This window comes from Chloroflexaceae bacterium, from assembly GCA_025057155.1.
In the GTDB taxonomy this organism is placed as follows: domain Bacteria; phylum Chloroflexota; class Chloroflexia; order Chloroflexales; family Chloroflexaceae; genus JACAEO01.
Window position 1 is genome coordinate 37,702 of sequence record JANWYD010000007.1, and the last position, 23,752, is coordinate 61,453.

A 23,752-nucleotide genomic window follows, 5' to 3' on the forward strand; every position below is an offset into this window, starting at 1 on the left:
ACGCTATAGAGGCCCGCACCTCGCGAGTCGAGCGGCGCCCTGCCGCGCGTGTCCCTCTCGCGTTCCCTCCCTCTCCCGCCAGGCGGGAGAGGGAGCGGGTGAAGAGGAGGGTGAGGGTTGAGCCGGTGTGGTTACAACCACGAAACCTCTTGCATCAAGCCACCGACTCGCCCGGTTTAAGGGCGATAATCTCGGTCGTGACGCCAAACTCTTTGCACGCTTCCGCCAGGGCCTCGGGGGTGCCTTTCAGGACGGGGAAGGTGCCGAAATGTTCAGGGATGGCGTAGCGCGCGCCGATCAATTTCAACGCATAGGCGCCCTGGCGCGGGTCCATAGTGAAATGATCGCCAATTGGCAAAATAACCAGATCAGGATTGTACAGATCTTTGATGATCTGCATATCCATAGTAACGCAGGTGTCCCCGGTGTGATAAATGGTAAAGCCGTTGCTAAAGCGCAGCACATAGCCCGCCGGGGCGCCCAGGTTGATGATCTGGCCGTTTTCGTAGATCGTGCTGGAGTGATGAGCGACCGTCAGGGTGGCATACACATCGGCCACGCTCACCGTGCCGCCCATGTTCATGCCGACCAGTTTCTCATTGGAAATGCCCTTGGATTCCAGATAGGGAACCATGTCGAACTGGCAGACCAGAGTGGCGCCGGTATCCTGCGCGAGGGCCTGCACGTCGCCAATGTGATCGAAATGGCCGTGGGTCAGGAAGATGGCCGCGAGGTTCTGGCGCACGCGGGCCTTCAGCGGCTCGGGACAGGCGGGATTGCCGTCAACCCAGGCGTCAATCAGAATGTTCTTCCCCTCAGGGGTCGTGATGTGGAAGGTGCCGTGGCCGACCCAGGTGATCGTCACATCTTTGCCGATCGTGGTCATTGTTCCCTCCTTAACGACACACTGACCTCGACACAGGGGCAGCCGGGTAGGGCAACTCGCAGAGGGCAACTCGCAGAGGGCAACCCACAGAGGGCAACTCGCAGAGTTGCCCCACCCACCGGAGCCTAGTATAGCACAAGGGAACCCGGCGATTGACAGCCCGCCGTAGCACGGTATAATGAAGTACCCTGTGGGGGTACCCACGGAGGAGATATGTTCCGGGCCGCGGGCGGTCCGTAAAGGAGGATACGGAATGGCCAAGCCGATTGTAGTGACAGACGCCGATTTCGAGGAGAAGGTGCTCCAGGCCGACAGGCCGGTGGTGGTGGATTTCTGGGCGCCCTGGTGCGCTCCCTGCCGGGTGATTGCGCCCATCCTCGATAAGCTCGCCACCGAGTACGAAGGGCGCCTGACCATCGCTAAAATCAATACCGACGAAGAGATCGAGCACGCCAGCCGGCTGGGCATTCAGGGTATTCCCACGCTGGTCATCTTCAAAAACGGCCAGGAGGTCGGGCGGCTGGTCGGTTCCCGCTCCGAGGCTCAGTATCGCGAGGTGTTCGACAAGGTGCTCGCCTGAGAAGGCGGCGCGGACGATCGCCTGCCGGCGTCTGTCGCTGCACACCGCACGTTGACAAGGAGGTCACCATGGTTGAGCCGCAAGCTGGCTCTGTGCGCACCCTGTCGCCGGAGCGGCGCGAGGATATTCTGCTGCGATTGCGCCGCATCGAAGGCCAGGTGCGCGGCGTGCAGCGCATGGTTGATGAGGGTCGCGATTGTCGCGAGATTATCATCCAGGTGGCGGCAATCAAGTCGGCCCTGGCCAGCGTCAGCAATCAGGTGCTGCAGTGCTACGCCCGGAATTGCCTGAGCGACGATGAACTTGCCCGTGATCAGGTCATTGCCGAGTTGATCGAGTTGTTTCAGGGCGTGCGATGAGCCAGGAACCTCCCTGCCGGATCGGGGCCACCCCCGCCGATCTGGCCCGTGAAGCCGACCGCGCGGTGCTCTACGGCGCCGTGCTGGCCGCGCAGCGGCCGGGGGTGCGTCTCAAGCCGGCCATCGCTGAAGCGGCGCTGGCCCTCGTCCCCGCCGTGCGCGCCTATCTCAGCGGCGAAGACGGCCCCCTGGCCGATATGGCCCTCGCCTACGCCCGGGCCTGCGGGGCCGAAGCCTTCCTCATCGCGAAGCGCCGCTCCTCCCAGGATTGACCCGTCACGCGCCGCCGCAATCCAAAATCCACAATCCAAAATCCACAATCCAAAATACGATCACTCCTCCACCTCCCAGCCCTGCTGGCGCGCCAGTTCCCGTAAGCCGCGGGTCAGGCTCTCGAGTTGCTTGAGCAGCAGCCGCAACTTGAAGGGCGCGCCCTCGTCGTGTTTGACCCACTTCACCACGTCGCCCTCGGCGTAGGCCCGCGCCAGCCGGTCGGTCTCATCCACCATCTGGTCCAGCGAGCGGATGCGGAACACCCGCGCCTTGTTGCGCGGCTGGTTTTCGATTGTCTCATCCTCAACGCCCAGGTAGGAGCCGGCCTCGTCATCCGTCGCTTCGTCCACCCACAGATCGGCGTCCGCTTCCTCGCGCTCCACGGTGCTCGCGCTGGTTTTCGCCAGCGGCCCGCCACTGATCTGCACCTCTGGCCCCGAAGGGCCGGTGCGCAACTGCTCGCCCGCTTCCAGGGCCTGCAATGCCGTCTCGAGGCTCAGGTTCGGATTGGCGGCGAAGTAGGCCGCCAGGCGGCTCAACTCAGCCGCCGACAGCCCCTCCTCGACCGCGAAGCGCGCCAGTTCGACCTGAGTGCGCGGGTTGGCGACGCGGCGCAGATGCTGGGCCTGGGTGACGTTCAGTTCGCGGCGGCGGATCAACTGCTGCACCTCGTCGGGCAGTTCGAGCAACCCCAGGTAGCGGCGCACAGTGCGCCCGCTCAGGCCCACTGCGGCGCCGACCGCCTCGTCGAGTGCGTGGTCGGGCAGACGGCCCCGTTCTTCGGCAATCCGCGCCCGCAGGCGGGCGAAGGCCCGCGCCTGCTCAAGGTCGTTCAGATCCTCCCGCTGCACGTTCTCGATCACCTGGCGCAGCAAGAGATCGGGGTCATCGGCGTCAAGCACGATGCAGGGCACCTTCTCGAGCCCCAGGCGTTCGGCGGCGGCCCGGCGCCGCCCGCCGTAGACGACGCGGTAGCGCCCGCCGCCCACGCTGACCACTCCGAGCGGCTGCAACAGGCCGCGCTCGGCGATGGTGGCGGCAAGACCGGCAATATCGCCCAGGTCCTCGCGCACGCCGTCGGGGTCGGCCTCAAGCTGGCGGGGATCAAGGTAGAGCAACTGCATAGAAAAGACACTCCGCTGAAATGCAAAACATTTGTGCCAGGGCGGAGTATAGCAGAACTGGCCGCGCGCGGCAACCACTACACCACCACGCGCATCGCGCGCGGCAGCACGTCGACGCACACGCGCCGGGCGCTGGTGGTCAGCACCTCTCCGTCGGTGGCCACGGGGAAGGGCGCAGCCGAGGCGATCTCGACCTGCTGAACGGTGGCGGTGATGATCTGGCGCAGCTCAACGTGACTGCCGTCGAACAGTCTGGGGTAGTAGCGAATCACCTCATCGAGGCGCAGTTTCGGCACGATGCACAGGTCGAGCCGTTCATCATCGAGCTTCGCCGCGGGGGTAAGGAGAAAGCCGCCGCCCTGCCAGCGTCCGCTGGCCACGGTGGCGAAGAAGAGCCGTTTATGGACTTCCTTGCCGTCATAGCGCACGCTCATCACTGCAGGCTTGTAGGTTGCCAGGGCGCGCAGCGAGGCGACGATGTAGGCGGCAAGTCCGGTCAGACGGGGCAGGTTTTGCACCTCAACGGCAACCTGGGCGTCAATGCCCGCACCGAGGCCGTTAATGAAGACCCGGCGCAGTTCGAGGCCGCCGCTCTCAACGCTGATCGCGCCGAGGTCAACGCTGGTCATTCTCCCGGCGGCGAGGCGGTAGGCCATGCCGGGCAGCCCCCCGGTATCAAAGCCGGGGAACATCTTCGCGAAGTCGCAGCCGGTGCCGAGCGGCAACAATCCGAGCGCGGCGTCGCCCGCGCCGGCCTGGCGGGCAGCCAGGATGCCGTTGACCACTTCGTTGATCGTGCCATCGCCCCCGGCGGCGGCGACGCAGGGAAAGCCCTGCTCGACCGCCTGTGCGGCCAGTTCGACCGCCCCGCCGGGTGCATGGGTGGCGACGAGCGTATAGTCCACCCCGGCGCGGCGCAGGGCCTGTTCCAGCTCGTAGCGCGCCCTGCCGGCGGCGCCCCGGCCCGCGGCGGGGTTAAGGATGACAAAGGTCTTCATAGCGGGAGGGGGCGGGACGGCGAAGCCCTCGCGCCTCAGATCGCCACGCCCAGGGCCTCGGCGACGGTGAAAATATCCTTGTCGCCGCGACCGGACATATTGACCAGGATGATCTGGTCGCGGCCCAGACGCGGGGCGAGCTTCAGGGCCTCGGCCACGGCGTGGGCGCTTTCAAGCGCGGGAATGATGCCCTCCAGGCGCGCGCACAACTCGAAGGCGTTGAGGGCCTCCTCGTCGGCGGCGCTGGTATAGGTCGCGCGGCCGGTGTCGTGGAGCCAGGCGTGTTCCGGGCCGACGCTGGCGTAATCCAGCCCGGCGGAGATCGAGTGGGTGCGAGCGATCTGCCCGGCCTCGTCCTGCAAGACGTAGGAGTATGTGCCCTGGAGCACTCCAGGGCTGGCGGCGAGGAAGCGGGCGGCGTGGTCGCCCAGGCGCGGGCCGCGCCCGCCCGCCTCTACTCCGCGAAGCGCCACGCTTGCGTCGTTGAGGAAGGGGTGAAAGATGCCGATGGCGTTGGAGCCGCCGCCCACGCAGGCCAGGATCACGTCGGGCAGGCGGCCCTCGGCGGCCAGGATCTGCTCGCGAGCCTCGCGGCCGATCACGCTCTGGAAGTCGCGCACCATAGCGGGGTAGGGGTGCGGGCCGAGAGCCGAGCCGAGGAGGTAGTAGCTATCGGGGTTCGTCACCCAGTCGCGCATAGCCTCATTAATGGCGTCCTTGAGGGTGCGCGAGCCGCTCTCCACGCCGCGCACCTCGGCCCCCAGCAGGCGCATGCGGAAGACATTGGGCCGCTGCCGGGCCATGTCTTCCGTGCCCATGTACACCACACACTCCAGACCCAGCAGGGCGCAAACCGTGGCAGTGGCGACGCCGTGCTGGCCCGCTCCGGTTTCGGCGATCACCCGGCGCTTGCCCATGCGCCGGGCAAGCAACCCCTGGCCCAGGGCGTTGTTAATCTTATGGGCGCCGGTGTGGGCCAGATCCTCGCGCTTGAGGTAGATCTTCGCCCCTCCGCAGTGCGCAGTCAGCCGAGCGGCGTAGCTCAGCGGCGTGGGACGCCCGGTGTAGGTGCGGTGCAGATGGGTCAGTTCCTCCCAGAACGACGGATCGGCGGATGCCGCCGCATAGGCCTCCTCCAGGGCCGTTACGGCGGGCATCAACGTCTCGGGCACATACCGCCCGCCATAGGGGCCAAAGCGGCCCGTCCGCTGAGCCTCAGGCGCGATTGCCATGCACGTGAACTCGCTTTCCCAGGCGCGTTTCAAATAAGCTTGACCGTCGGACCCACACCTCCACAGGCCGGTTAACGATGGAGCAACTGTCAAGCTGGAACGCTCAGGTCTGAACCTTGCCTTACCGCTGGATCAGGCTCTCGTCCTTGTTCTTCTCGCCCTCTTCGAGCAGCATGATCGGGATGCCATCTTCAACCGGGTAGCGGTACCCGTTGCGGCGATTGACCAGCCACTCCTTGCCGTTGCTATCGGTGATCAGTTCGACCGGGCCCTTGTCGCCGGGATCGGCGAGAATGCTCAGCAGTTCGGGGCTGATGCTACGCCGCTGGCCGTCGCCGCTGGCGGGAGCGGGCGCCAGATCGAAGACGCTATCCTCGCGGTACTGGCGAATGGCGCGGACAATGACCACGGCCAGCGCGACCAGAGCGGCGACGCCGAGAATGCGAACGAGGATCTTCATAGGCTTTCCTCCTGACTGACTGGAACGGGCGCATAGCGCGCGCCCGCAAGCCGAGACCGGAAGCACAGGCGCGAAACGTTTCCCCATTATACCCGATCAGCGGCGGTCTGCGAGGTTGGCCGCGGCCCGTGCCGGGGCAGGCGCAATATCGCCCCTTCGCGCCAGGGCTGGGGCGGCGTTTCGGGATCGATCCACACCAGCAGGCGCGCCCGCGGCTGCGGGCCATCGGGATAGGTGATCTCAAGAAAGGGAAAGCGCTGTTCCTGGCGGCGCATGGTGGCAATATCGTAGATGATTTCGGTCCAGGTGCCGGTATTGATATAGTACTGGCCCATACCGAGGGGCACAATACCGGCCAGGTGGGTGTGTCCACAGATGAACAGCGTATCGTCTCGATGGGCGGGACTGCGGGCGATGCGCAGCATTTCGCGGGCGCAGCGGTCGTTGAAGGCGCGCACCTCGCGCGCCGCCTGGCGGGTCGCTTCGCTCTGCACCTGGTCAATCATCTCGCCGGGCGGTTCCACCGCGCTGGCGACCATGCCCACCTGGCGCGCCACTTCACGATGGCGGGCCACGCGCCCGCGACGGATGCCCGCCGTCCAGCGCCAGAAGCCGCGCAGCGCCGGGGCGCTGAGCATGCCGCCGGGGCCTTCGCCGGTGATCGGCATCTGGTGGGGTTCGGGCCAGGCTACCACTTGCAGGAAGCCGGCCACCCCGCGGGCCAGAAAGCGCCGCGCCGCCGGCGTGCGCAACTGTGGCAGCGCCAGCAGGTACCAGAACAGCGCCGAGGAAGGTTTGACATTGTCAATCAAGGGGGCGATGGCCAGCGGTTCGTCCTCCAGGTCATTGATCACCTCTTTGACCATCTGGGTGCCGCGCACCACCTCAAACGGCTCGGTAACACCGTCGAAGTGGACGAAGCGGTTCCAGCCGTCAAACTGATTGCCGTGCACGATGTAGATGCCGCCCCCGTGGTAGCTCACCCCGAAGCGCAGCCGCGGGTCGTCGGGCGCAAGACCGAGGGCCTCGCGCAGGCGCGCCTTGGCGGCAGGGTAGTGCAACTCAAAGTCATGGTTGCCGATCAATAGCGTAAGTTGCGCGTCGGGTCGGGCGACGAAGCGCGCCAGTGCGGCGAACACCCCGGCGTGAGCGCGGATCACCGTCTCAATGCGCCGCGCGGCGGCGGCGTCACTGTATTCATCATCGTCAAGGTCGGGCAGGCGCACCTGGAGAAATTCGATTGTATCCCCCGCCAGGATCAGTTCCGTAGGTTCGCCGGAGACATAGTGGTCGAGGAAGGCGATCAGCGCCGCATCATCGGTGAAATCATCGAGGTGGTCGCCGCCTCCCAGATGCAGATCGCTCACCACAATCCGGCGCTGCCGGGGAGTGATGGCGTCCGGGCCGATGGGGGGCGTAGTATAGTCCGTGGGTCGCAGCACTACCCGGCGCACGCGGAGAAAGACCCAGCGCAACGCCAGCGCAAGCAGGGCTGCCCCGCCGATGACCTGCAGGGCGCGGATGATCGCATGCGCCGGGACGCGTGTTCTAGGCTGAGCGTACTGCGGCAATGAAGGCCTCGATCTTGGCTGGATCCTTGACCCCGTCGGTTTCGACGCCGCTGCTCACATCAACTCCGACTGGCCGTACCGTGGCAATGGCCCGGGCGACATTGGCAGCATGCAGGCCCCCCGCCAGGATCAGCGGCGTCTCGGCGGCGAGCGCGGCGGCCCGCGACCAGTCGGCCGGCGCGCCGGTGCCTCCATAGGCCCCCGGCACGTGCGCATCCACCAGCAGCAGCACCCGGGGCGGTGTACGGGCGGAGATCGCCTGCCGTTCCGGCTGTTCGCGCTGCGCCCGCGCGATCCAGGCTTGCTCAACAGGCGCGCCGGTAAGGCGCACGGCCTTCAGGACGGGCAGGGGCAGCACGTCGGCGTACTCGACCGGCTCATCGCCGCTCAACTGGATCAGATCAAGACCCACGGCGCGGGCGACAGCAGCGATCGTAGCAGGGGATTCGTTCACAAAGAGGCCGGCAAGCAACGGCGGGGGAGTGGGGCGCTCGCGCAACGCCGTGGCGATGGCGCTGGCTTCGGCTACACTCACCCGCCGTTTGCTCGCCGCGAAGACCAGACCGATCCAGTCCGCTCCGGCGGCCGCGGCGGCGCTGGCGTGGTCAGCGCGGCGCAGGCCGCAGATCTTGACAATCACACGCACTCCAGCAGCAGTCGGTTACTCCGCCTTCAGCGTATAGTAGACCCGCTTTCCGCGCCCGCTCCGCTCGAGCATGCCGGAGTTGATTGCCTGCTTGACCATTGAGCGCAACTGCTCATTGGTACGGACCAGATTATGCTCCTTGCGCCGTTCGCGAAGCGTGTCGAAGATCTGTTGGAAGGAGACGGGCCGGCTAAAACTGGCCATCATCTCCCGAAAGATCGTCCATTCCTCGTCGCTAAACACGATCGGTTCGAGCGCTTCGAACGCATCACCGCCCTCATCGCTTTCATGCGCGGTTTCGGCCGTGGCCTCGGCAGGTTCAGCCGAGGTCAGCAACTCGACCACTCCCTCCTGAATTGCGGGGGGCGCTGCTTCGGCTATGGCGACCGCTTCTGCCGCGGCCTCGGATGGCGCGTCCGGCAAAAACTCCTCCACCACCGCGCCAGCGAACTCTGCGGGTGAGACTTCAGAGAGGAGGTCCTCAGGCTCAGGCGGCGCGAACTCGACAAGGTCGTCGCTTTCCTCCGTCACGTCCTCGACGATAGAGACGAACTCCTCGGCCAGATGTTCAACGCCGAGGGGGAGATCATCAACGGCGTGCTCGAGTTCATCGAGGGTGAAGATGTCCTCTCCCGGCGCCTGCACCTCCTCCTCAAGCGGCGGCGTATACTCCAGTTCATCGAGATCCGCCTCACACGCCTGCACATCGAGAGCTTCCGCCGGGGCAGCGGCATTCTGGCTGCGGCGCGAGCGCCGGCGCCGGCGACGCCCGCCGGGCGTGGGGCTGGATTCGACCGCCATCGCGGCGCTGATGGCGCTCGAGGTCTCCTTGCGCCCATTGCTGAAAACGCTCGTATCCGCCACCGGCTCGACCGGCGGTTCCTCGCTGAGGGCGGCGGCGAACTGGGAGAGCTTATACGGGTCCTCGCCGGGAAGGAAGACCTCGTTGACGGTGCCATTGGTAAAGATCTGCACCTTGCCGCGTTTCTCGGCGTCCAGCACAAAGTCCTTGAACTTTGCGAAAGGACGCCCGTTGAGATCGCGGTAGCGGCTCTCCTTGAAGTCGCCGCCCATAAGCTCCTTCATCACCAGTTTGATCGAACCGAGGGTGGAGACATAGCCACGCTTGCGCACCAGGTGGATCGCTTCCACCAGCACATCGTAGATGTCGGGTTCGGCGGCGGGCGCGCCCGGCGACGCGGAGGGGTCAACGACCGGTTCGCGCGGCGATTCGAGCGCCGCTTCGATACTGCGGTTCAGCTCAGTAGCGCGGCTGGCAATTGCCGTGGCGGCGGCGGAACCACTGGGCGTTTTGCCAACCAGTTGCTCGTAAAACAAAAACTCATCGGCGCTCTGGGCCAGGTGCGTGCTTGCCGCCCCGCCGATGCCGATGATATAGACTTCCTTCCCCTGCTGGCGAATGCTGTTGACCAGCGGGATGAAATCGCGGTCGCCGGTAACCAGCACGAACCGGCTGATATTTGGATTGGTGAACAGCGTCTTCATCGCGTCGATACACAGATTCATGTCGACGCTGTTCTTGATTGCCCGGCCGGTGCGCCCCATATCCTTGTCGTAGTAGTAGGTCGCCACGTAGATCGGCTCGATCGCGTTGGCGTACAGGGCGCTCGTGACGCGGGGGTAGCGGTACCAGTCAGCGTAAGCTCGAGAGATGACCACGCGGCCAAGATCGCCGCAGCGGTCCATAATCGCCTCGAAATTCGGATTGGCGTTCAGCTTGTCGCGGACACTAACGTAGACGTTCTCGAAGTCAATGAAGACTGCGACGTCGGGTCGCCGTTGCTCGTACATTGGTTGTTAATCTGCTCCTGTACTGTAGGTCGTAAGGCAGGCGGGAGATACTTCGGGGTTGGCGCGGGGCTGCCCATCGGGGCGCCGCCTCTAACCTGCGGCGCCAGTGGTCGCGGAACGCGAGCCGGAGCGCGACGACTACGCGGGCGCGTCTGGCTCATTGGCTCGACAGCGCCAGTCATCGCATCGTGCCATCGGCGAGCGTTGCCGGTGACCAGGGGCAGCGGCACAGGCGCAACACCGGGAAATCTCCCTGGCTCCGCCTCATACATCTGACAATTCCGTTCGAATACCAGCACGTTATTCCCTTGAGGCCGCCAACTCAACGGTTGCTGCCGGTTCACTGCTACTATAGCATCGGAACGTTACGGATGCAAGGAGTTGCGCGGCGCTCTCGGCGCCAGTGCGCCGTCTCCGGGGCGTGTCAATGTTCCGCCGTTAGAATCGAAGAATCCGGCCATAGGCCAGCAGGCGCGCGCGCAGTTCGTCACGTTCGATGCGCCCGGCGAGGTAGGCGCGCCAGGCGCGGAGGGTCAGACGCAGCATACCGGCGCGCACGATGGCCCGATGGGCCGCGAGGCGCCAGGCCGGGCCGCGCATGGCGGCGAACCGGTCACGGCTCTGCCAGAGGGCCACCAGCATGGACCAGCGCGCCTGGGCGGTGGCCGCGCCGCCGATGTGGGTCACCCGCGCCGCTGGCACCTGCCAGATGGCCCAGCCGGCCTGCCGGATGCGCCAGCACCACTCGATCTCTTCGCTATACATAAAGTATGCTTCGTCCATGGCGCCAACAGTGGCCAGCACTTCGGCGCGCACGAGCATGCAGGCGCCAAGAGGGTGATCGATGGGGAAGGGCTCTTCGCCGCGCTCTTGCGGGTAGCGTCCGTGCCACCATGAGCCGTATAGCCGCCCTGGCAGCACCTCGCCGGGCGGAAACAGGTCGAATGCGGTCATCAGCAGGGTGGGGAAGCGGAACGCCGCCGGTTGCAGCGTGCCATCGGGGTTGAGCAGGCGCGGCCCCGCCATGCCAACGCGCGGGTGGGCCTCGAGGAAGGCGACCAGGCGCTCAATCGCCCCGGGATGCACCACCGTGTCGGGGTTGAGAATGAGCGCGTAGGGAGTAAAGATTTTGAAGCGGGAAATTGATTCGGAACGAATGGCATTCTCAGGATCACATGCGCATGCATTAACAGGCTGGCCTGCGAGATAGGCCAGGCCCGCCGCGACGCCCCCGGCGAACCCGCGGTTGCGCTCCAGCGCCACCAGTTCCGCTTCGGGAAACTCGCTGCGCACCAGCGCCGCGCTGCCGTCACGCGAGGCGTTGTCTACTACGACCACGCGCAGGGGGAGCGTGCAATCGCGTAGCGAGCGCAGACAATCGCGCAGCAGGGCGGCGGTATTGTAACTGACGACGATCGCGGCGACGTGCGGCGGGCTATGGCTCATAGCGGCGCGATTGTAAAGCTGAACCGCCACAGGCGCAAGGCGCCCTTGCGGTTTCCCCGGATGTTGTTACAATCCAACCGAGCCTCGATCCGATCCGCCGAGGCCGACAGGTGCCCCATGGCCTACTACATTCGTGAAACCCTCGCGGATCGCCCGGCCCTCAGTCCGCGGCGGCCAACCATCAACGAGTTTTTTCTCTCCAGCTATACGCTCAGCATCTATTCCGGCTGCGAGCTGGGCTGCCCCTACTGCGATAGCTGGATCTACCAGGAACGGCCACTGAACGAACAGATATACGTTCCGCTCGACCTGCCGCAGCGCCTCGCCGCCGAACTGCGCGATGTGGATCGCGGCGACCTGATCGCCATTACCGCACTGAGCGATCCGTACCAGCCCGCCGAGCAGATCTACCGCCTGACCCGCCAGACGCTGCAGGTGCTTGCCGAACGAGAACAACCTTGCCTGTTGCTTACCAAGAGCGCCATGGTGCTGGAGGATAAACCGCTGCTCCAGCGTATGAATGAGCGCAGCCTGGCAGTGGTGATGACCACGCTGGTGACCGTCGATCCGCACCTGAGCGAACGGCTGGAGGGCAAAGCGCCGGCGCCGGGGTTGCGCCTGGAAATGCTGCGCGAATTGAAGCGCGCTGGCGTGCCGGTGGGGGTGGCAATCGTGCCTATTATCCCCTATGTCACTGACCGGCAGACTGCCCTGCGCTCAATGGTGCGGGCCTGCGCTGACGCGCAGGTTGACTTTGTGATCTGGGATTATCTGCACATTCCCAACCAGCACCACTGGATACGCATCAACGAATTACTGGCCCGGCTGGGAAACTATCCGGTTAGTTACTACCGCGATCTTTACCGCGATCAGCCCACCGTCAATGCGCTCTACCGGCAGGAGATTGACCGCGAGTTGCTTGACCGTTGCGATGGTCTTGGCCTGGAGGCGCGTGTGCCGCATCGCATCTTTACCCGGCGGCTTGCGCCGCGTAACGAGGCGGCCCTGCTGCTCAAACATGCCGCGTTCCGCAATCGCGTCCAGGGTCGCGAGCTGGTCGCGGTCAAGGAGCGGGCCCTGGCCGATCAGGTCTACGCGGGAACGATCGATCCGGCCGCGCTGCGCGAGAGTTCCCTGTACCCGTTGCTGAGCGATGTGCTGGGGCTGTGATTCTCTGGCTGCTGAAGGAAGCGCGCCGCCCGCTCCCCGACGCCGACAGGTGCGGCCGGTAAGGGCGCACCGGCTTCCCCCATGCGCCCGTGCTCCACGGTAATCGCGAAGCTGTGTCATAGCGTGGCGAGAGTACGTTATAATCGGACGGCCAGCACGCAGTGAGGGTGGCTTGCTCCGCGTATGATGAAAGCCGCATCTGATCCACCGGCCAGGAAGACCGTGATCGCCCGGTCATTGCCCGAGGCGCTCCGTGTTTTTCTGGCGGCCGCTATCGCTCTGGCGCTCCTGTGGGCCGCATCTGCCGCGGTGTGGCCCCTTACGATTGACGTAGGGGGCAACGACCACCGGTTCGCGCGGGGCTTCCACGAACCGGAGCAGTTGGGCGGGCGTTCCATGCGCTGGACGGATGGGGACTCGACCCTGCGCCTGCCCCGGCCGCCCGCTGGCGCACCCTCTGTTCTAGAACTGGAGTTGCTGGATAGCCGCCCCGAACGTTCAGTTCCCCTGGTCGTCAGGCTCAGCATTGACGATGCCGAGGCGACCTCGCTCGTCTTACACGGCTACTTGCCGCGGAACTACCAGGTGCTGCTGCCGTCGCGCCTTTCCGTCAGCGGGGTGGTGAAGGCGCGTCTCCAGAGCAACGCGCCCCTCATCGCGAGCGACGGGCGTCACCTGGGGGTGGTGGTCTTCGACGCGACGCTCATGCCCCTACGCGGCGCCCTGTTGCCGGATCTATGGCTCGCCATGTGCGCGCTCGGCGCCGGCGCGCTCGCCTACGCCACGCTGCGTCTCGCCGGAGCGGGCAGCCGACTCGCGCTGGCAAGCGCCTGCGCCGGTGCGGCCCTCATCGCTCTGGGCGTGGCTCTGCGGCCACTGGAGGTGCTGCCCTATCTCGGGCACTTCGCCGCGATCGCCATCGTCGCCTGCCTGGGGGTGCTGATCGTCCGACTTATCGTGCCGCTGGCCCCGGCAGACTCCCGGCCCCCCGGTAAATCAGAGGCCCGGTTGCTGGTCGTCGGCGAGCACGCCGCGATCGTGCTGGCCGTGGCCTACTGGATGGCCATTCTCTACCAGCAATTCATGGTCTGGGACGGCGCTACCGCCCTTGGCCCCTCGCCCTGGACGGTCGGGGTCGGCGTGGCGCTGGCGGGCGCGCTGGGATTGGGGGGGCCGCTCTGGTGGGCGTTGCGGGGCTGCCGGTTGCCTCCGAGGGAACGGCGAATCCGCGGCGCGCAGATCGCCCTGGTGGTGCTGGCCGGCGCCGCGGGGATTCACCTGAGCTGGAGCCTGTGGTACGCCTTCACGCGCCAGGCGCCCGACTTCTGGATCCTCTTCCGCGGCGCGCGCGCCTGGGTGCATGGCGGTTCGCTCTACGATCTGGAGGCGGTTGCGACCAATCATTTCGGCCATGTCTTCAAGGTGCCGCCATTCTACGGGATGTTCTTCGTACCCCTGGTGCGCGCCTTTGATGGCCAGAGCGTGCTCGTGGCTCACCGCGTCATGAACGTCGCTTTGATCATCGCCACGGCCCTGCTCTGGCTGCGCATGTGGCGCATCCCCCTGATCTCCCTGAGCGCGGCGGCCCTGCTGATCGTGTTCAATTTTCGCCCCCTGGCCGACACGATCGCCTTCGGGCAGATTGACCTGGTGCTGTTGGTTGTGCTGACCGCGGCGCTCTGGGCGCTGCGCGAAGAACGCGATGGCCTCGCAGGGGCGCTGGTGGCCCTCGGCGCGCTCTTCAAACTCTATCCGGTCATCCTGCTGGTCTTCTTCGCGCTCAAACGCCGCTGGGCCGGGCTGTGGGGCTTTGTCCTGGGGATGCTGCTCTTTAATGGCATCGCCGTCGCCGTGATGGGCTGGGAGATGCACCGCGTCTACCTCTTCGACGTGCTGCCGAAGATCGGCGGCACTACGGCCTGGATCGAGAACCAGACCCTTACGGGCTTCGTGGCCCGGCTGGCAGCCTCGCCCATGTCGGCGACCATTTTTCAGGACCAGACGCTGCGGTTGCTAGGTATGGCGCTGTCGGCAGGCGTGGCGCTGGCGGTGTGCGCCCTGGCTCTCATCCCGTTCGACCGGCGCAGCCCGGCCTTCGCGCTGCAGTACGGCCTCTTTCTATTGCTGATGGTCCTGTGCGTCCCGGCGGCCTGGATGCACTACGAAACCCTGCTGGTGATCCCCTTCGCCGCCATGCTGTTGCGCCTGTGGGGACAGCGGACGCCCCTGGGGTACATGCTGGCGCTGGGGTTGAGCTTCGCGCTGATCGCCTACGGCAACCAGTGGTCGTTCTTCAACGGAACGGTGACGGGCGTATTGAGCCTGCTGGGCATCTCCTACAAGCTGTACGGCATGCTGCTGCTTGGATTCCTGTCGAGCGCGGCGCTCCTGGCGGCGCGGCGGCCCGTGGTCGCCGCGCCGGGCGAGCGGGTCGCCGCGGCTGGCGAAGCGCCGGTGGGCGTCACCCCAGGCGGGTGAACAAACTGCCGCCGACGGTCATCACGAAGAGCAGGTTGATCAGAATCCCCACTACGAGACTGATCGCGACCATCAGCAACAGATAGAGGGTGCGTCGCCGAATAGCGCGCTTGAACTCCCCTTGCAGGATCAAGGTCAACGTCGCCTGGTGCGCCGCCAGCACCTCTTCGACCGAGCCACCCTCGGCTTCGGCCTGCGCCAGCGCTCGTGCGACATCGAGCAGTTCGCGGCAGCCGCGCTCGCGGGCGACGTGGGCCAGGGCGGCAAAGGGGCGCAGGCGCAGATCGGCGCTTCGTTGCAACGCCTCGCTGACCAGGGCCTGCATCGGCGCGAGGCGGGGATATGGGCGCGCTACATAGCGGCGCATGATCTCGATCGGCGCCTCAAAGCTGCCAAGGGCTACGCGCACGAAGGCGACAAAGCCCGGCGTGAGCCGGCGCAGAGCCGCGGCCTCACGCTGGCGGCGCCGCTCCGGCCATCGAGGGAGTAGCCACCCCAGGCCAAGATAGGCTCCCAGCGCGCCGCAGAGGAGCAGGGCATGCATCGCGCCGCGCGCGCCGCTCGCGGCGGCGAGGAGCAGCAGCGTCGCCGCAGCGCCGCCGGCAATCTGGCCGGCGACGAGCCGCCCGGTCGTATCAAGCCATCTGGCGCGGACAAGCGCCGCCGCGGGCGCCAGAGCGTCGTGTCTCAACGTCAGGCCGAGGAGCGCCAGCAGCGCGCCAGCCATTGACAGCAGCCAGCAGGGCGCGCCGGGTACAATTAGCAGATCGGGCATAGCACTTCCTCCAGGTATTGTGGTCCTCACCCCCCCTGTCCTCCTTCCCTCTCCACCTGCGGCAGAGAGGGAGGGGAAGAGGAGCGGCGCTTTAGCGCGGTGTGGAGAAACCCGGTTTCCCCATACCTCCGCTCATCCGCGAATGGCGAAGCACGGCTCAATAGTCAACATCCTCAAAACGGGCGAGCAGAACCCCGCCGATGATCGGCAGTCCCAGGGCGCTTATCACCAGCGGCGCCACCAGCACGCCCGCCGGGGTCGAGTAAGCCTGCACGACCCGCTCCCACTGGCTCCAGACGAGGTACAGCGCCATGCCGATCCCGGCCAGGCCGACTGCTATGCCGCTGTAGCGCACCTGGGCCAGTTCGGTGGCCACTTCGTCGCGGCGTCGCTCCATAGCCTGCAGGGCCTCGTAGGCCGCTTCGCACCGTCGGGCCAGCACGTCGAGGGGCTGGCCCGACGCCGCTCCCAGGTGGTTGAGCAGGGTGGCATGGCGGCGCGAGGGGGTCTGATCGGCCAGGGCAGCGATGACCTGCTGAGGAGTGGCGATGCCGTCGTTCAGGGGCGACCCCTGGCGGGTGATCAGGAAGCTCCACTCGGCGCGCAGAGGGCCGGGAGACAGCTCGGCGACGATCTGCTCCAGGGCGGTGCGCAGGCTGGCCCCGCCTTTGAGCAGCGCGCCCAGGCGCCCCACCGCCGCCGTCAATTCTGAATCCAATCGGGCCACGTAGCGGCGTTCCGCGGCGACAAGCAGCCCCCAGCCGGCCAGGACCGTCAGGGGCGCGCCCAGCAACAGGGCCAGATGCAGGGGCGCGATCAGCGCGAGGGTCACCGCGAGCGCCAGGGCAAGCCCCAGGCACCAGGCCACCAGACGTTCGGGCGCGAGGGTCTCAGGCGTCCATACCAGCGCTGGCGCGACGGTCAGGTGGCGCCGCGATCGCTGGCTGCGGTAGCGCGCCTTGGCCACGAGAAGGGCCAGGGGGCGGCGCAGCAGCAAGGCTATGACGAGGATCGCCGCGGCGGCCAGGGCCGGCGCGGTTGCCGTCACCAGCCAGGCCGATTGGGGATGGGTGGTAAGCGGGTTCATGCGTTCCTCCTCTCCTCAAGGGCGCTGATAGCCGCCTCAACCGGGGCGAGGGCCGCCGCTCCGATTTCTCCGCTTGCTTGCAGGGCCAGCAGGGCCTCGCGCCGTGTGCGGAGCAGATCCAGCGCGAGCGGCGGCGAGAGATGGCCCGCGTCGAGCGGCGCGAGCAGGTCGGCGGCATCGCGGGGACGCGCGCGCTCCAGGGCCGCGCGGGCCTGCGCGACGCGCTCGCTGGCCAGCCGGTCGTTCTCCTCACCTGCGGCAATCAGAGTTTCCAGGGCCGTCCAGCCGCCCGGGGGCGTATAGGCGGCGAAGAGGGGCAGGTTAGCGGCAAGGGCCGCGTAACTGGCGCGCGCCGCAGTCCAGTCGCGGGCTGTCAGCGCCTCTCGCACCGCTGCTTCGGCGGCCAGAGCCTGCCCGGCCAGCCGTTGCGCCAGGTCCAGGTCGGTCTGGATAGCCCGTTGCGCGGCGGCAACCAGCCGGTCGTCGCGCCGGTCGCGCCAGGCCCGTTCGAGGATTGCCAGGGCCTGCCCGGTCTCGCCAGCGCTCGTCGCGGTATCGGCGCGAGCCACACTGGTCTCCACTGCCGCCTGGCTGGTAGCGGCAACCGGCGCTGGCGTCTGGAGACGCAGCAACTCCAACCGGCGCCGCAGCGCTTCGGGGGTGCGCTCGGAGCCGTTCCAGAGCAGGTTCTGGCCCGCGACGCGGGCGGCGACGCGCCAGGCCAGCGCATCGCCCTCGACCACGGCGCGGGCCAGTTCGATCAGGCGCGGGCGTGGCCGCTCGCCGCTGAACTGGACGCCGTCGAGGAGGGCGATCTCGCTGATGTAGCGCCGGCCCGCCATTTTTTCCAGATGGATGACCACGTGGAAGTTGTCGCAGAAATCCTCCAGCGCGTTTTCGCGGCGACCCTCGTAGATGTAGGCCCCGGGCATGGCCGCGCAGTCGGCGAACCGCTGCACCGCGCGGGCGGCGGAACGAGCGTGAATGGTCGTGACCACAGCATGCCCGCTCACTGCCACCGCGAGGATGGCCCCGGCCTCTTCGGCGCGGATTTCGCCCGGCGCGACAAGGGAGGGCGTCTGCCGCAGCACCTCGCGGGCGGCGCGCCCGAAGGCCCCGCGCTCGACTGCCGTCTGAACGAGTTCGCGCGTCCAGGCCCGGTGGCGAACGTTGATCTCCAGGGTGTTATCCTCGATGGTAATGACGTGCGGCTCGCCGGGCCAGGAATTGACGATGGCCTCCAGCAGAGCGGTTTTGCCGCTGCCGGTCTCGCCGGCAATAAGGAACGAGCAGCGTGCGCGCACCAGCAACCGCAGCAACTCGCCAACCGCGGAGCTACAGACGTCGCGCTGGAGCACGTCATCGAGGCGCCAGGCGTGGCGGCGCCCCCGCCGGATGCAGATCAACGCCGTGTCCTCGGGCGTGCAGGGCGGGATGGTGACGTGCATGCGCGTGCCATGGGCCAGGGGCAACGTGTCCTGGGGATGGGAGCGATCCAGGGGCACGTTGAGCCGCGCCGCGAGCAGCAAGGCCCGGTCGAGGGCCTCACGCGGGTTCGCGAAGCGTTCGGGAGCGATGGTAAAGTCGCCGCCCTCTTCCTGCACCATGATTAGATCACCGATGATTTTTACCTCCTGGACGCGCTCGTCGTCGAGGTAGGGCTGGGCCGGTCCCCAGCCCAGGGCGTCCTGGAAGAGCCGCAGCAGGCTGCGTTCGTCAGTCGGGAGAACGCGCAGGGGGCCGTAGCCCCGTTCGCTCTGCGCGCCGATCTCGGCGCGGAGCACCCGCAAGACCTCAGGGTTCCGGGTGGCCGCGGGGGCCACCGGGTCGAGCAGTTCGGCACTGATGCGGTCGCGGAGGGCATCGCGGACCGCCTGTAGCATCGCGGGGTCATTGAGCGGCCCGGGGACCTGTGAGCGCGCTGGTTCTGGCTTCAGGGCAGCGAGACCGCCGTCTTCGATCACCAGCAGGGGCCGGTGGGTGGATGTGGACATGTCAACTCCTGGCGTAAAGCGATTTTGGATTGCCGATTTTAGATTTCCGATTGAACATAGCCAGTTAGAAGAGGGAAGCTGTTTTCCCTGTACCTGCCGCGAATTCCGGCGTCAGGACTGGCCGGACGCATACTCAGGCGACGGCGGGTAACCGCTGCGCCAGGGCGCGCTCGCCGCGCAAACGCGCGTTGAGGCGCGCCCAGAAGCTCGAACGCGGCAGCGGCAGGGTCGGTTTCAGCCCCAGCCGCTCGCAGAGCGTGTTCACAACCTGATGCACGGCGGCGGTGAACGGGCTGTGCGGCCCGATGTCGAGCATCGAGATGTATCCGTCGTGCTCATCGGCCAGACTGGCCAGCCGGGGAGCGCGGGGCAGCGTGCCCAGGCTGCTCACCTGCGGGTAGCGCCGGGCAAAGAGCGCTGCCACTTCCCTGACCGTCACCGTTACGCCTCGTTCCGGGGCCATGAAGAGCAGCATGCACTGCTCCAGGCGTTCAGGGGCGTGCTCGCGCAGATGATCAAGCAGATGGCCAACGCCCATGCGTTCGCGTGCGCCGGGCGGCGCGGGGAGCACCACCGCGCCGCCGCGCTGGAGCACGTGGGTGGCATACGGGCGGCGCAGGTAATCGGGCGGGGTATCAATCAGCACGAGATCGTAGCCCTCCAGACGGGCGACGCCCTCGTAGAAGCCCTGCCAGTCGGGCAGCCGCACGTCATTCTCGGCCCGCGCCACGGCATGCGAGCCGATCAGAAAATCGATCGCGCCCCATCCTGCCTCGCTGCCGCGCGTATGTTCGGGCTGGTAGATAAACGGCCGGATGCCGTCAGACCCCCAGTGGGCCGGGCCGCGCTGGATCAGGTGCAGGTAGGACGGCGCGCTGGAGGGGATGCGAAAAGCCGGCACCAGGCCGGGGTTGGAGATATCGCTATCCCAGACCAGCACGCGCAGCCCGCGGCGTCGCAGGCCCTCTGCCAGCACGCAGGTGGCGAAGGTCTTGCCGATGCCGCCTTTCGCCGCTCCAATGGCGACCACCGGCAGGCGCGGGGGCGTAGCGCGCCCCAGGTGCAACTGTTCGGCGAGCCAGGCGACGATGCGGGCCGGGTCGCGCTCGCTGAGGGCCGGCAGGCCGGCGGCCTGGGCGTCGTTGAGGGCCCCGCGGGTCGGCCCGCTAAAGTTCACCAGCACCCGCGCGCCCACCCGACGCGCCAGAGCGATGACGCGCCAGAGGTCGGGCAGCGCCGCCGGACGTGTGTCGTCGAGGTATAGCGCCTCGGGCGGGCGGTCGTCTTCCAGCAAACGCACCACCTGCTCCAGCCGCGAAGGGGCCAGAACGGCCAGATCGCCATACTGCTCGAGCTGCGCCTGCAATCCGTCCATGGCCGAAAAGATCACCAGTTCCATGTGCCATCCTCCACGAATGGACCTGCTCGCTTATGTCGGAAGTTGCGTTCAAAGAGAGGTTGCCCGGGAGGGGTGCTTCGTCTCTCCCGCCCGGAGTTACAGGCGACCCAACCCCCAGGCACCGTTGACGTTGCCCACCCGTACCAGGCAATCCGCGCGGGCGTCGTAACGGAAGAGCGGGTTGGTGGGAAACACGTCGCCGCTCTGCCCCTGGGCGCCCTGGCGCAGCACTTCCTCAATGGCCATCACGGCCCGGCGCCCGCGGGGCGTGCGGCCGATCTGCACCACGATCAAGCTGACGACATCCGAAGTGATCAGCCCGCGCACGATCTGGGCCGCCGCCTGCCCGCCGCCGCTGGCTTCCGCCGCCAGGCCGATCATGGCCATGCGCTCCAGGTTGCGCAGCGCCCCCTGAACGCTGCCGGCGTGGATGGTGCCGATGCCGGGATGCCCCGTGGCGGCGGCCTGGAGCATGGCCATAGCCTCGCTGCCGCGCACTTCTCCCACGATGATGTACCCTGGCTTCTGCCGCAGGGCGAACTTCACCGCCTGGCTGAAAGCCGCCTCTTCGGTCACCTCAATGTGCAGGCTGTTTGGCGCGCGGGGCAGTTCACCGCCATCTTCGACAAACACCAGCCGCATGCGCTGCCCGATCGCCTGGGTGAACCCCGCAGTCAGCGTCGTCTTGCCGCAGCCGGTTGGGCCGGCAACCAGCACCGAGGCGCCGCTGGCGAGCGCCTCCAGCAACAGGTCGCTGGCCTCGCGGGTGAGCATCCCGGCCTGCACCAGATCGTCGAGGGTGCGCCAGCGTTCGGGGAGCAGGCGAATAGCCAGACTGCCCCCATCACGCGAAACCGGCGGCCGGGTGATGGCAAAGCGCAGGCCATCGGCCACGCCCTGCATCATTGGCGCGGGCCAGTCCTCATAGGGTTCGAGCCGGAAACTCCGCAGCAGCAACTGGCGCTGGGTCCACGCAATCCATTCCGGGTGCGCCGTCACCCCGGTGTTGAGCATCGCGCCGCGCTGGACGACGAAGAAGGGGTCGCCGGGCGGGCCGTTGTAGAGGATGTCGGAGACCTCGTGTTCGGGATCGCGCCACAGTTCCAGCGGGCCATACCAGTCCACGCGCGCCCATTCGTGTTCCATCAGGTCTCCGCCAACCCCAACCAGGTCAAACACCTCTTCGGGCGGCAGGTTCCAGCAATCTCGCAAGCGGCCGCTGCGCACATAGCTCCGCAGTTCGTTGCCCAGAGCCGTAATGGCGCCAGGGTCATGACGGGGTGGTTCCCTGGATGGAAGCGCAATGTCTGCGTCAAGGTCATCGTGGCGCATCGTTGTTCTCCTGACGAAATAGCCGCTTCAGACGGGATTGGGGAAACCGGGTTTCCCCCACCTCCTGCCTGATGGGTGGATCCAGGAAGACCGCATCTTCCCAGGAATCCTCATTCCTCATCCCGGTGCATACTGAGTGTGCGCAGCCACGGCCTGCCTAGCTTCATGGCTGGCGACTTCCGGGAACCTGGCTGCTCGCTCCGGGGAGCGTCGCGCTCGCCGCGGGATCGTCCATTGGTGGCGCGTCCAGACGTTCAGCGCTCACCTGGCCAATGTCGAGTCGATCAAGGCTGGTAAGCGGGGTGGAGGCGGCTCCGTACCGCTCGCCCCACAACTCGAGACCGGCCGCCTGTAGCGCCCAGATCGTGTGGGCCTGGTAGGGAGTCAGTTCGAGATAGGCCACTCCGGCGGTCTCGTCCACATAGAGCACCCGCACCGAACTGAGCAGGCGGCAGGCATAGGGCCGCGGCTGGGCGTTGCTGCCGGTGGATGGCGCAAGCGAGGGGGCGTCTCCCGCAGCGCTGCGTTTCGCCCGGTCGCACAGATCTGGAGCGCCGCTGCGGTCGTTGAAGCCGATGTTCACCCGGTCGCGATGGGTGAGCGGGCCGATGGTTGCCGTCGAGAAGGGCATGGGCACCATGTTGGGCGATAGCGCCTGCCCGCTGGGATACACTGGCTGCGTGGGCGGTTCATCCAGCAGCATGGGGGCCTGAACGAGATCGTTCGCGCCCAGGTCGCGCGCGGCGTAGCGGCCCACCACGGCGGCGGGGTCGCTGATGCCGGCAAGCTGGGCGGGGCGGTGGAGCGGCAATTCAATTACGCTGATGTCCTCGGCGGTGATCTGCCGGCCATAGGGCACGTCACGGGCCAGTACGACCACGGTCTCAGTCTTCTGGCTTTCCAGGTAGCCTAGCACCGCGAAGGTTACGGCGACAATCAGCCCGCAGGCGAGCAACACCGCGGGTAATGGATTGCCGCGCTTGCGGGCCAGAGCCTGGCTCAGCGGGGCCGACGTGGGGGTGAGAGTGGTCATGGTGTCATTCCTCCATCTCAACGGATCGGTTCCAGGGTCTCTCCAGCTACAATCAGGGGCGTAAACTGTCCCCGGCCAACGATGCCCTGCAAGACCGGCCGCACCTCGGCGCACAGGAGCGGCGTCGCTTCGGTGACGGGGGATACCTGCGCGCTGCTGTAGCGGCACGTGCCCCCCGCTGGCAGGACGGTCCATGTCACCCGGTCGGCCAGCGCCTCCGGGTCCTCCGCCAGGCCGCGCACCCCGCGCAGGTTGGCGCCGAAATAGGCTGTCGCCTGCTCAATGACGGCCCGACACGGGGCCGCCGCCGCGTCGGTGCGGCGCACCTGCACACAGGCCGTGCGTGCTCGCAGACTCGTGGCGTTGCGGGCAAAGGCGGCGTAGTCCATGGTCTGCACTGCCGAGCGGGTGGCCTGTTGCAGCGCGTCTTCAAGCATCGCCACCTGCATCCAGCGTTCGGCCACCTCCACCACCAGCAACACGAAGGCCATCAGCACCGGCAGCGTCAGGGCCGCCAGCACAAGCGCCTGACCCGGCGCGCGCCGCGAGTCCATCGCTCTGCGTCGCATGCTTCCTCCTTGGTTTCAGGAACTCCTCTCCGGCGCGATCTACCGCTGGTCGCGTTCCGCGGCCCGCACCGCCTCCGCTTGCACTTCAAAGGCCGTGAAGAGCGGCGGCAGCGGCGCCCAGAACTCTCCCTGGTAGCGCACGGTGACGCTGATCGGGGCGTAGCGCCGGCACGGGGCTGCACATGTCACCGTGACAGCGGCCTGCTCAGGTTCCATTCCCACTCCGGCGGCGATAACCTGCCGGGCGGTATGCCGCGCGGCGGTTTCGCCAGCGTTGCCGCCCCCGGCGATGGCCGCCTGGTGCGCCGCGGCTCGCGCCGCCTGGGTGACCGTGTAGTTGGCCAGCAGGATCTGTCCCAGGCCGATCAAGCCCAGCACCAGCAAGAGCAGGATCGGCAGCGCCAGCAGCGTCTCAACAAGGGCCTGCCCCCGGGTGCGCCGCCAGCGCCAGTCTCGTGTCAGGTTGTCCATCCGTTGTTCCTCCTTGGTTTCTTGCCTGTTCTTATGGCCCGCGGGGGTGTCAGGCGC

Annotated in this window: 22 protein-coding genes; 5 read left to right on the forward strand and 17 right to left on the reverse strand. The window is 67.0% G+C overall.

From position 1 onward, the window contains the following. Positions 1–154: 154 nt before the first annotated feature. Entirely contained in the window at positions 155–886 is a 732-nt protein-coding gene (locus tag NZU74_07380; protein MCS6881140.1) for a metal-dependent hydrolase, read from the reverse strand. A 253-nt stretch (positions 887–1,139) separates the two neighbouring features. Between NZU74_07380 and trxA the strand changes: the two genes are divergently transcribed. The 3 genes from trxA to NZU74_07395 all read left to right on the forward strand — a co-directional run bounded on the left by trxA (position 1,140) and on the right by NZU74_07395 (position 2,097). Further along, entirely contained in the window at positions 1,140–1,466 is a 327-nt protein-coding gene (gene trxA / locus NZU74_07385) for a thioredoxin (protein ID MCS6881141.1), read from the forward strand. Between the two features lie 68 nt (positions 1,467–1,534). After that, positions 1,535–1,825, forward strand: a complete 291-nt coding sequence (locus NZU74_07390) for a metal-sensitive transcriptional regulator (protein ID MCS6881142.1) — start codon at positions 1,535–1,537, stop codon at positions 1,823–1,825. Continuing rightward, on the forward strand, positions 1,822–2,097 hold the full coding sequence (locus tag NZU74_07395) for a hypothetical protein (protein MCS6881143.1): 276 nt from the start codon (positions 1,822–1,824) through the stop codon (positions 2,095–2,097). The genes NZU74_07390 and NZU74_07395 overlap by 4 nt, the downstream gene beginning before the upstream one ends. A 60-nt stretch (positions 2,098–2,157) precedes the next feature. Here the strand turns inward: NZU74_07395 and NZU74_07400 are convergent, their stop codons facing one another. The 8 genes from NZU74_07400 to NZU74_07435 form a co-directional block, all read right to left on the reverse strand. Beyond that, positions 2,158–3,222, reverse strand: a complete 1,065-nt coding sequence (locus NZU74_07400) for a ParB/RepB/Spo0J family partition protein (protein MCS6881144.1) — start codon at positions 3,220–3,222, stop codon at positions 2,158–2,160. Positions 3,223–3,299: 77 nt separating this feature from the next. Continuing rightward, positions 3,300–4,220, reverse strand: a complete 921-nt coding sequence (locus NZU74_07405) for a diacylglycerol kinase family lipid kinase (GenBank protein ID MCS6881145.1) — start codon at positions 4,218–4,220, stop codon at positions 3,300–3,302. Between the two features lie 35 nt (positions 4,221–4,255). Continuing rightward, positions 4,256–5,452, reverse strand: coding sequence for a tryptophan synthase subunit beta (gene trpB, locus NZU74_07410; GenBank protein ID MCS6881146.1), 1,197 nt, complete (start codon positions 5,450–5,452; stop codon positions 4,256–4,258). Positions 5,453–5,573: 121 nt separating this feature from the next. Then, positions 5,574–5,912 (reverse strand): hypothetical protein, encoded by a 339-nt coding sequence (locus NZU74_07415; GenBank protein ID MCS6881147.1) that lies wholly within the window; start codon positions 5,910–5,912, stop codon positions 5,574–5,576. A gap of 86 nt (positions 5,913–5,998) precedes the next feature. Then, the gene (locus NZU74_07420) at positions 5,999–7,483 is read right to left on the reverse strand and encodes a metallophosphoesterase (protein ID MCS6881148.1); all 1,485 of its coding nucleotides are present in this window, start codon (positions 7,481–7,483) and stop codon (positions 5,999–6,001) included. Then, positions 7,461–8,123, reverse strand: coding sequence for a phosphoribosylanthranilate isomerase (locus tag NZU74_07425; GenBank protein ID MCS6881149.1), 663 nt, complete (start codon positions 8,121–8,123; stop codon positions 7,461–7,463). The genes NZU74_07420 and NZU74_07425 overlap by 23 nt, the downstream gene beginning before the upstream one ends. A 21-nt stretch (positions 8,124–8,144) precedes the next feature. Next, a complete protein-coding gene (locus NZU74_07430) occupies positions 8,145–9,941 on the reverse strand; it encodes an NYN domain-containing protein (GenBank protein ID MCS6881150.1) in 1,797 nt (598 codons plus the stop codon). A 438-nt stretch (positions 9,942–10,379) separates the two neighbouring features. Next, entirely contained in the window at positions 10,380–11,387 is a 1,008-nt protein-coding gene (locus NZU74_07435) for a glycosyltransferase family 2 protein (GenBank protein MCS6881151.1), read from the reverse strand. Between the two features lie 117 nt (positions 11,388–11,504). Between NZU74_07435 and NZU74_07440 the strand changes: the two genes are divergently transcribed. Together NZU74_07440 and NZU74_07445 are read left to right on the forward strand one after the other, a co-directional pair. Then, complete coding sequence (locus NZU74_07440; GenBank protein ID MCS6881152.1) at positions 11,505–12,557, forward strand: radical SAM protein; 1,053 nt, start codon at positions 11,505–11,507, stop codon at positions 12,555–12,557. A 222-nt stretch (positions 12,558–12,779) separates the two neighbouring features. Next, a complete protein-coding gene (locus NZU74_07445) occupies positions 12,780–15,035 on the forward strand; it encodes a DUF2029 domain-containing protein (protein MCS6881153.1) in 2,256 nt (751 codons plus the stop codon). Here the strand turns inward: NZU74_07445 and NZU74_07450 are convergent. The 8 genes from NZU74_07450 to NZU74_07485 all read right to left on the reverse strand — a co-directional run bounded on the left by NZU74_07450 (position 15,019) and on the right by NZU74_07485 (position 23,695). Beyond that, entirely contained in the window at positions 15,019–15,810 is a 792-nt protein-coding gene (locus tag NZU74_07450) for a hypothetical protein (GenBank protein ID MCS6881154.1), read from the reverse strand. The two genes, NZU74_07445 and NZU74_07450, sit on opposite strands and share 17 nt — an antisense overlap. A 157-nt stretch (positions 15,811–15,967) precedes the next feature. Continuing rightward, positions 15,968–16,897 carry a type II secretion system F family protein gene (locus NZU74_07455; GenBank protein MCS6881155.1) on the reverse strand — a complete coding sequence of 310 codons (930 nt, stop codon included), beginning with the start codon at positions 16,895–16,897 and terminating at the stop codon, positions 15,968–15,970. Continuing rightward, positions 16,894–18,891, reverse strand: coding sequence for an ATPase, T2SS/T4P/T4SS family (locus NZU74_07460; protein MCS6881156.1), 1,998 nt, complete (start codon positions 18,889–18,891; stop codon positions 16,894–16,896). Before NZU74_07460 ends, NZU74_07455 begins: the two co-directional genes overlap by 4 nt. A 133-nt stretch (positions 18,892–19,024) precedes the next feature. Next, on the reverse strand, positions 19,025–20,290 hold the full coding sequence (locus NZU74_07465) for a ParA family protein (GenBank protein ID MCS6881157.1): 1,266 nt from the start codon (positions 20,288–20,290) through the stop codon (positions 19,025–19,027). 96 nt (positions 20,291–20,386) lie between these two features. Then, positions 20,387–21,622: an ATPase, T2SS/T4P/T4SS family gene (locus NZU74_07470; protein MCS6881158.1), complete on the reverse strand. Its 1,236-nt coding sequence runs from the start codon at positions 21,620–21,622 to the stop codon at positions 20,387–20,389. A gap of 163 nt (positions 21,623–21,785) precedes the next feature. Further along, positions 21,786–22,655 (reverse strand): SAF domain-containing protein, encoded by an 870-nt coding sequence (locus NZU74_07475; GenBank protein MCS6881159.1) that lies wholly within the window; start codon positions 22,653–22,655, stop codon positions 21,786–21,788. A 17-nt stretch (positions 22,656–22,672) separates the two neighbouring features. Next, positions 22,673–23,224: a pilus assembly protein gene (locus tag NZU74_07480; GenBank protein ID MCS6881160.1), complete on the reverse strand. Its 552-nt coding sequence runs from the start codon at positions 23,222–23,224 to the stop codon at positions 22,673–22,675. A 39-nt stretch (positions 23,225–23,263) separates the two neighbouring features. Further along, positions 23,264–23,695 (reverse strand): pilus assembly protein, encoded by a 432-nt coding sequence (locus NZU74_07485; GenBank protein ID MCS6881161.1) that lies wholly within the window; start codon positions 23,693–23,695, stop codon positions 23,264–23,266. Positions 23,696–23,752 lie beyond the last annotated feature (57 nt).

Bases quoted from the DNA above. Each gene is read 5' to 3' on its own strand.
- NZU74_07435 (MCS6881151.1), bottom strand. From the start codon at position 11,387: ATGAGCCATAGCCCGCCGCACGTCGCCGCGATCGTCGTCAGTTACAAT.
- NZU74_07380 (MCS6881140.1), bottom strand. From the start codon at position 886: ATGACCACGATCGGCAAAGATGTGACGATCACCTGGGTCGGCCACGGC.
- NZU74_07470 (MCS6881158.1), bottom strand. From the start codon at position 21,622: ATGCGCCACGATGACCTTGACGCAGACATTGCGCTTCCATCCAGGGAA.
- NZU74_07460 (MCS6881156.1), bottom strand. From the start codon at position 18,891: ATGTCCACATCCACCCACCGGCCCCTGCTGGTGATCGAAGACGGCGGT.
- NZU74_07395 (MCS6881143.1), top strand. From the start codon at position 1,822: ATGAGCCAGGAACCTCCCTGCCGGATCGGGGCCACCCCCGCCGATCTG.
- NZU74_07475 (MCS6881159.1), bottom strand. From the start codon at position 22,655: ATGACCACTCTCACCCCCACGTCGGCCCCGCTGAGCCAGGCTCTGGCC.
- NZU74_07440 (MCS6881152.1), top strand. From the start codon at position 11,505: ATGGCCTACTACATTCGTGAAACCCTCGCGGATCGCCCGGCCCTCAGT.
- NZU74_07415 (MCS6881147.1), bottom strand. From the start codon at position 5,912: ATGAAGATCCTCGTTCGCATTCTCGGCGTCGCCGCTCTGGTCGCGCTG.
- NZU74_07400 (MCS6881144.1), bottom strand. From the start codon at position 3,222: ATGCAGTTGCTCTACCTTGATCCCCGCCAGCTTGAGGCCGACCCCGAC.
- NZU74_07480 (MCS6881160.1), bottom strand. From the start codon at position 23,224: ATGCGACGCAGAGCGATGGACTCGCGGCGCGCGCCGGGTCAGGCGCTT.
- NZU74_07485 (MCS6881161.1), bottom strand. From the start codon at position 23,695: ATGGACAACCTGACACGAGACTGGCGCTGGCGGCGCACCCGGGGGCAG.
- trpB (MCS6881146.1), bottom strand. From the start codon at position 5,452: ATGGCAATCGCGCCTGAGGCTCAGCGGACGGGCCGCTTTGGCCCCTAT.
- NZU74_07430 (MCS6881150.1), bottom strand. From the start codon at position 9,941: ATGTACGAGCAACGGCGACCCGACGTCGCAGTCTTCATTGACTTCGAG.
- NZU74_07390 (MCS6881142.1), top strand. From the start codon at position 1,535: ATGGTTGAGCCGCAAGCTGGCTCTGTGCGCACCCTGTCGCCGGAGCGG.
- NZU74_07465 (MCS6881157.1), bottom strand. From the start codon at position 20,290: ATGGAACTGGTGATCTTTTCGGCCATGGACGGATTGCAGGCGCAGCTC.
- trxA (MCS6881141.1), top strand. From the start codon at position 1,140: ATGGCCAAGCCGATTGTAGTGACAGACGCCGATTTCGAGGAGAAGGTG.
- NZU74_07450 (MCS6881154.1), bottom strand. From the start codon at position 15,810: ATGCCCGATCTGCTAATTGTACCCGGCGCGCCCTGCTGGCTGCTGTCA.
- NZU74_07455 (MCS6881155.1), bottom strand. From the start codon at position 16,897: ATGAACCCGCTTACCACCCATCCCCAATCGGCCTGGCTGGTGACGGCA.
- NZU74_07405 (MCS6881145.1), bottom strand. From the start codon at position 4,220: ATGAAGACCTTTGTCATCCTTAACCCCGCCGCGGGCCGGGGCGCCGCC.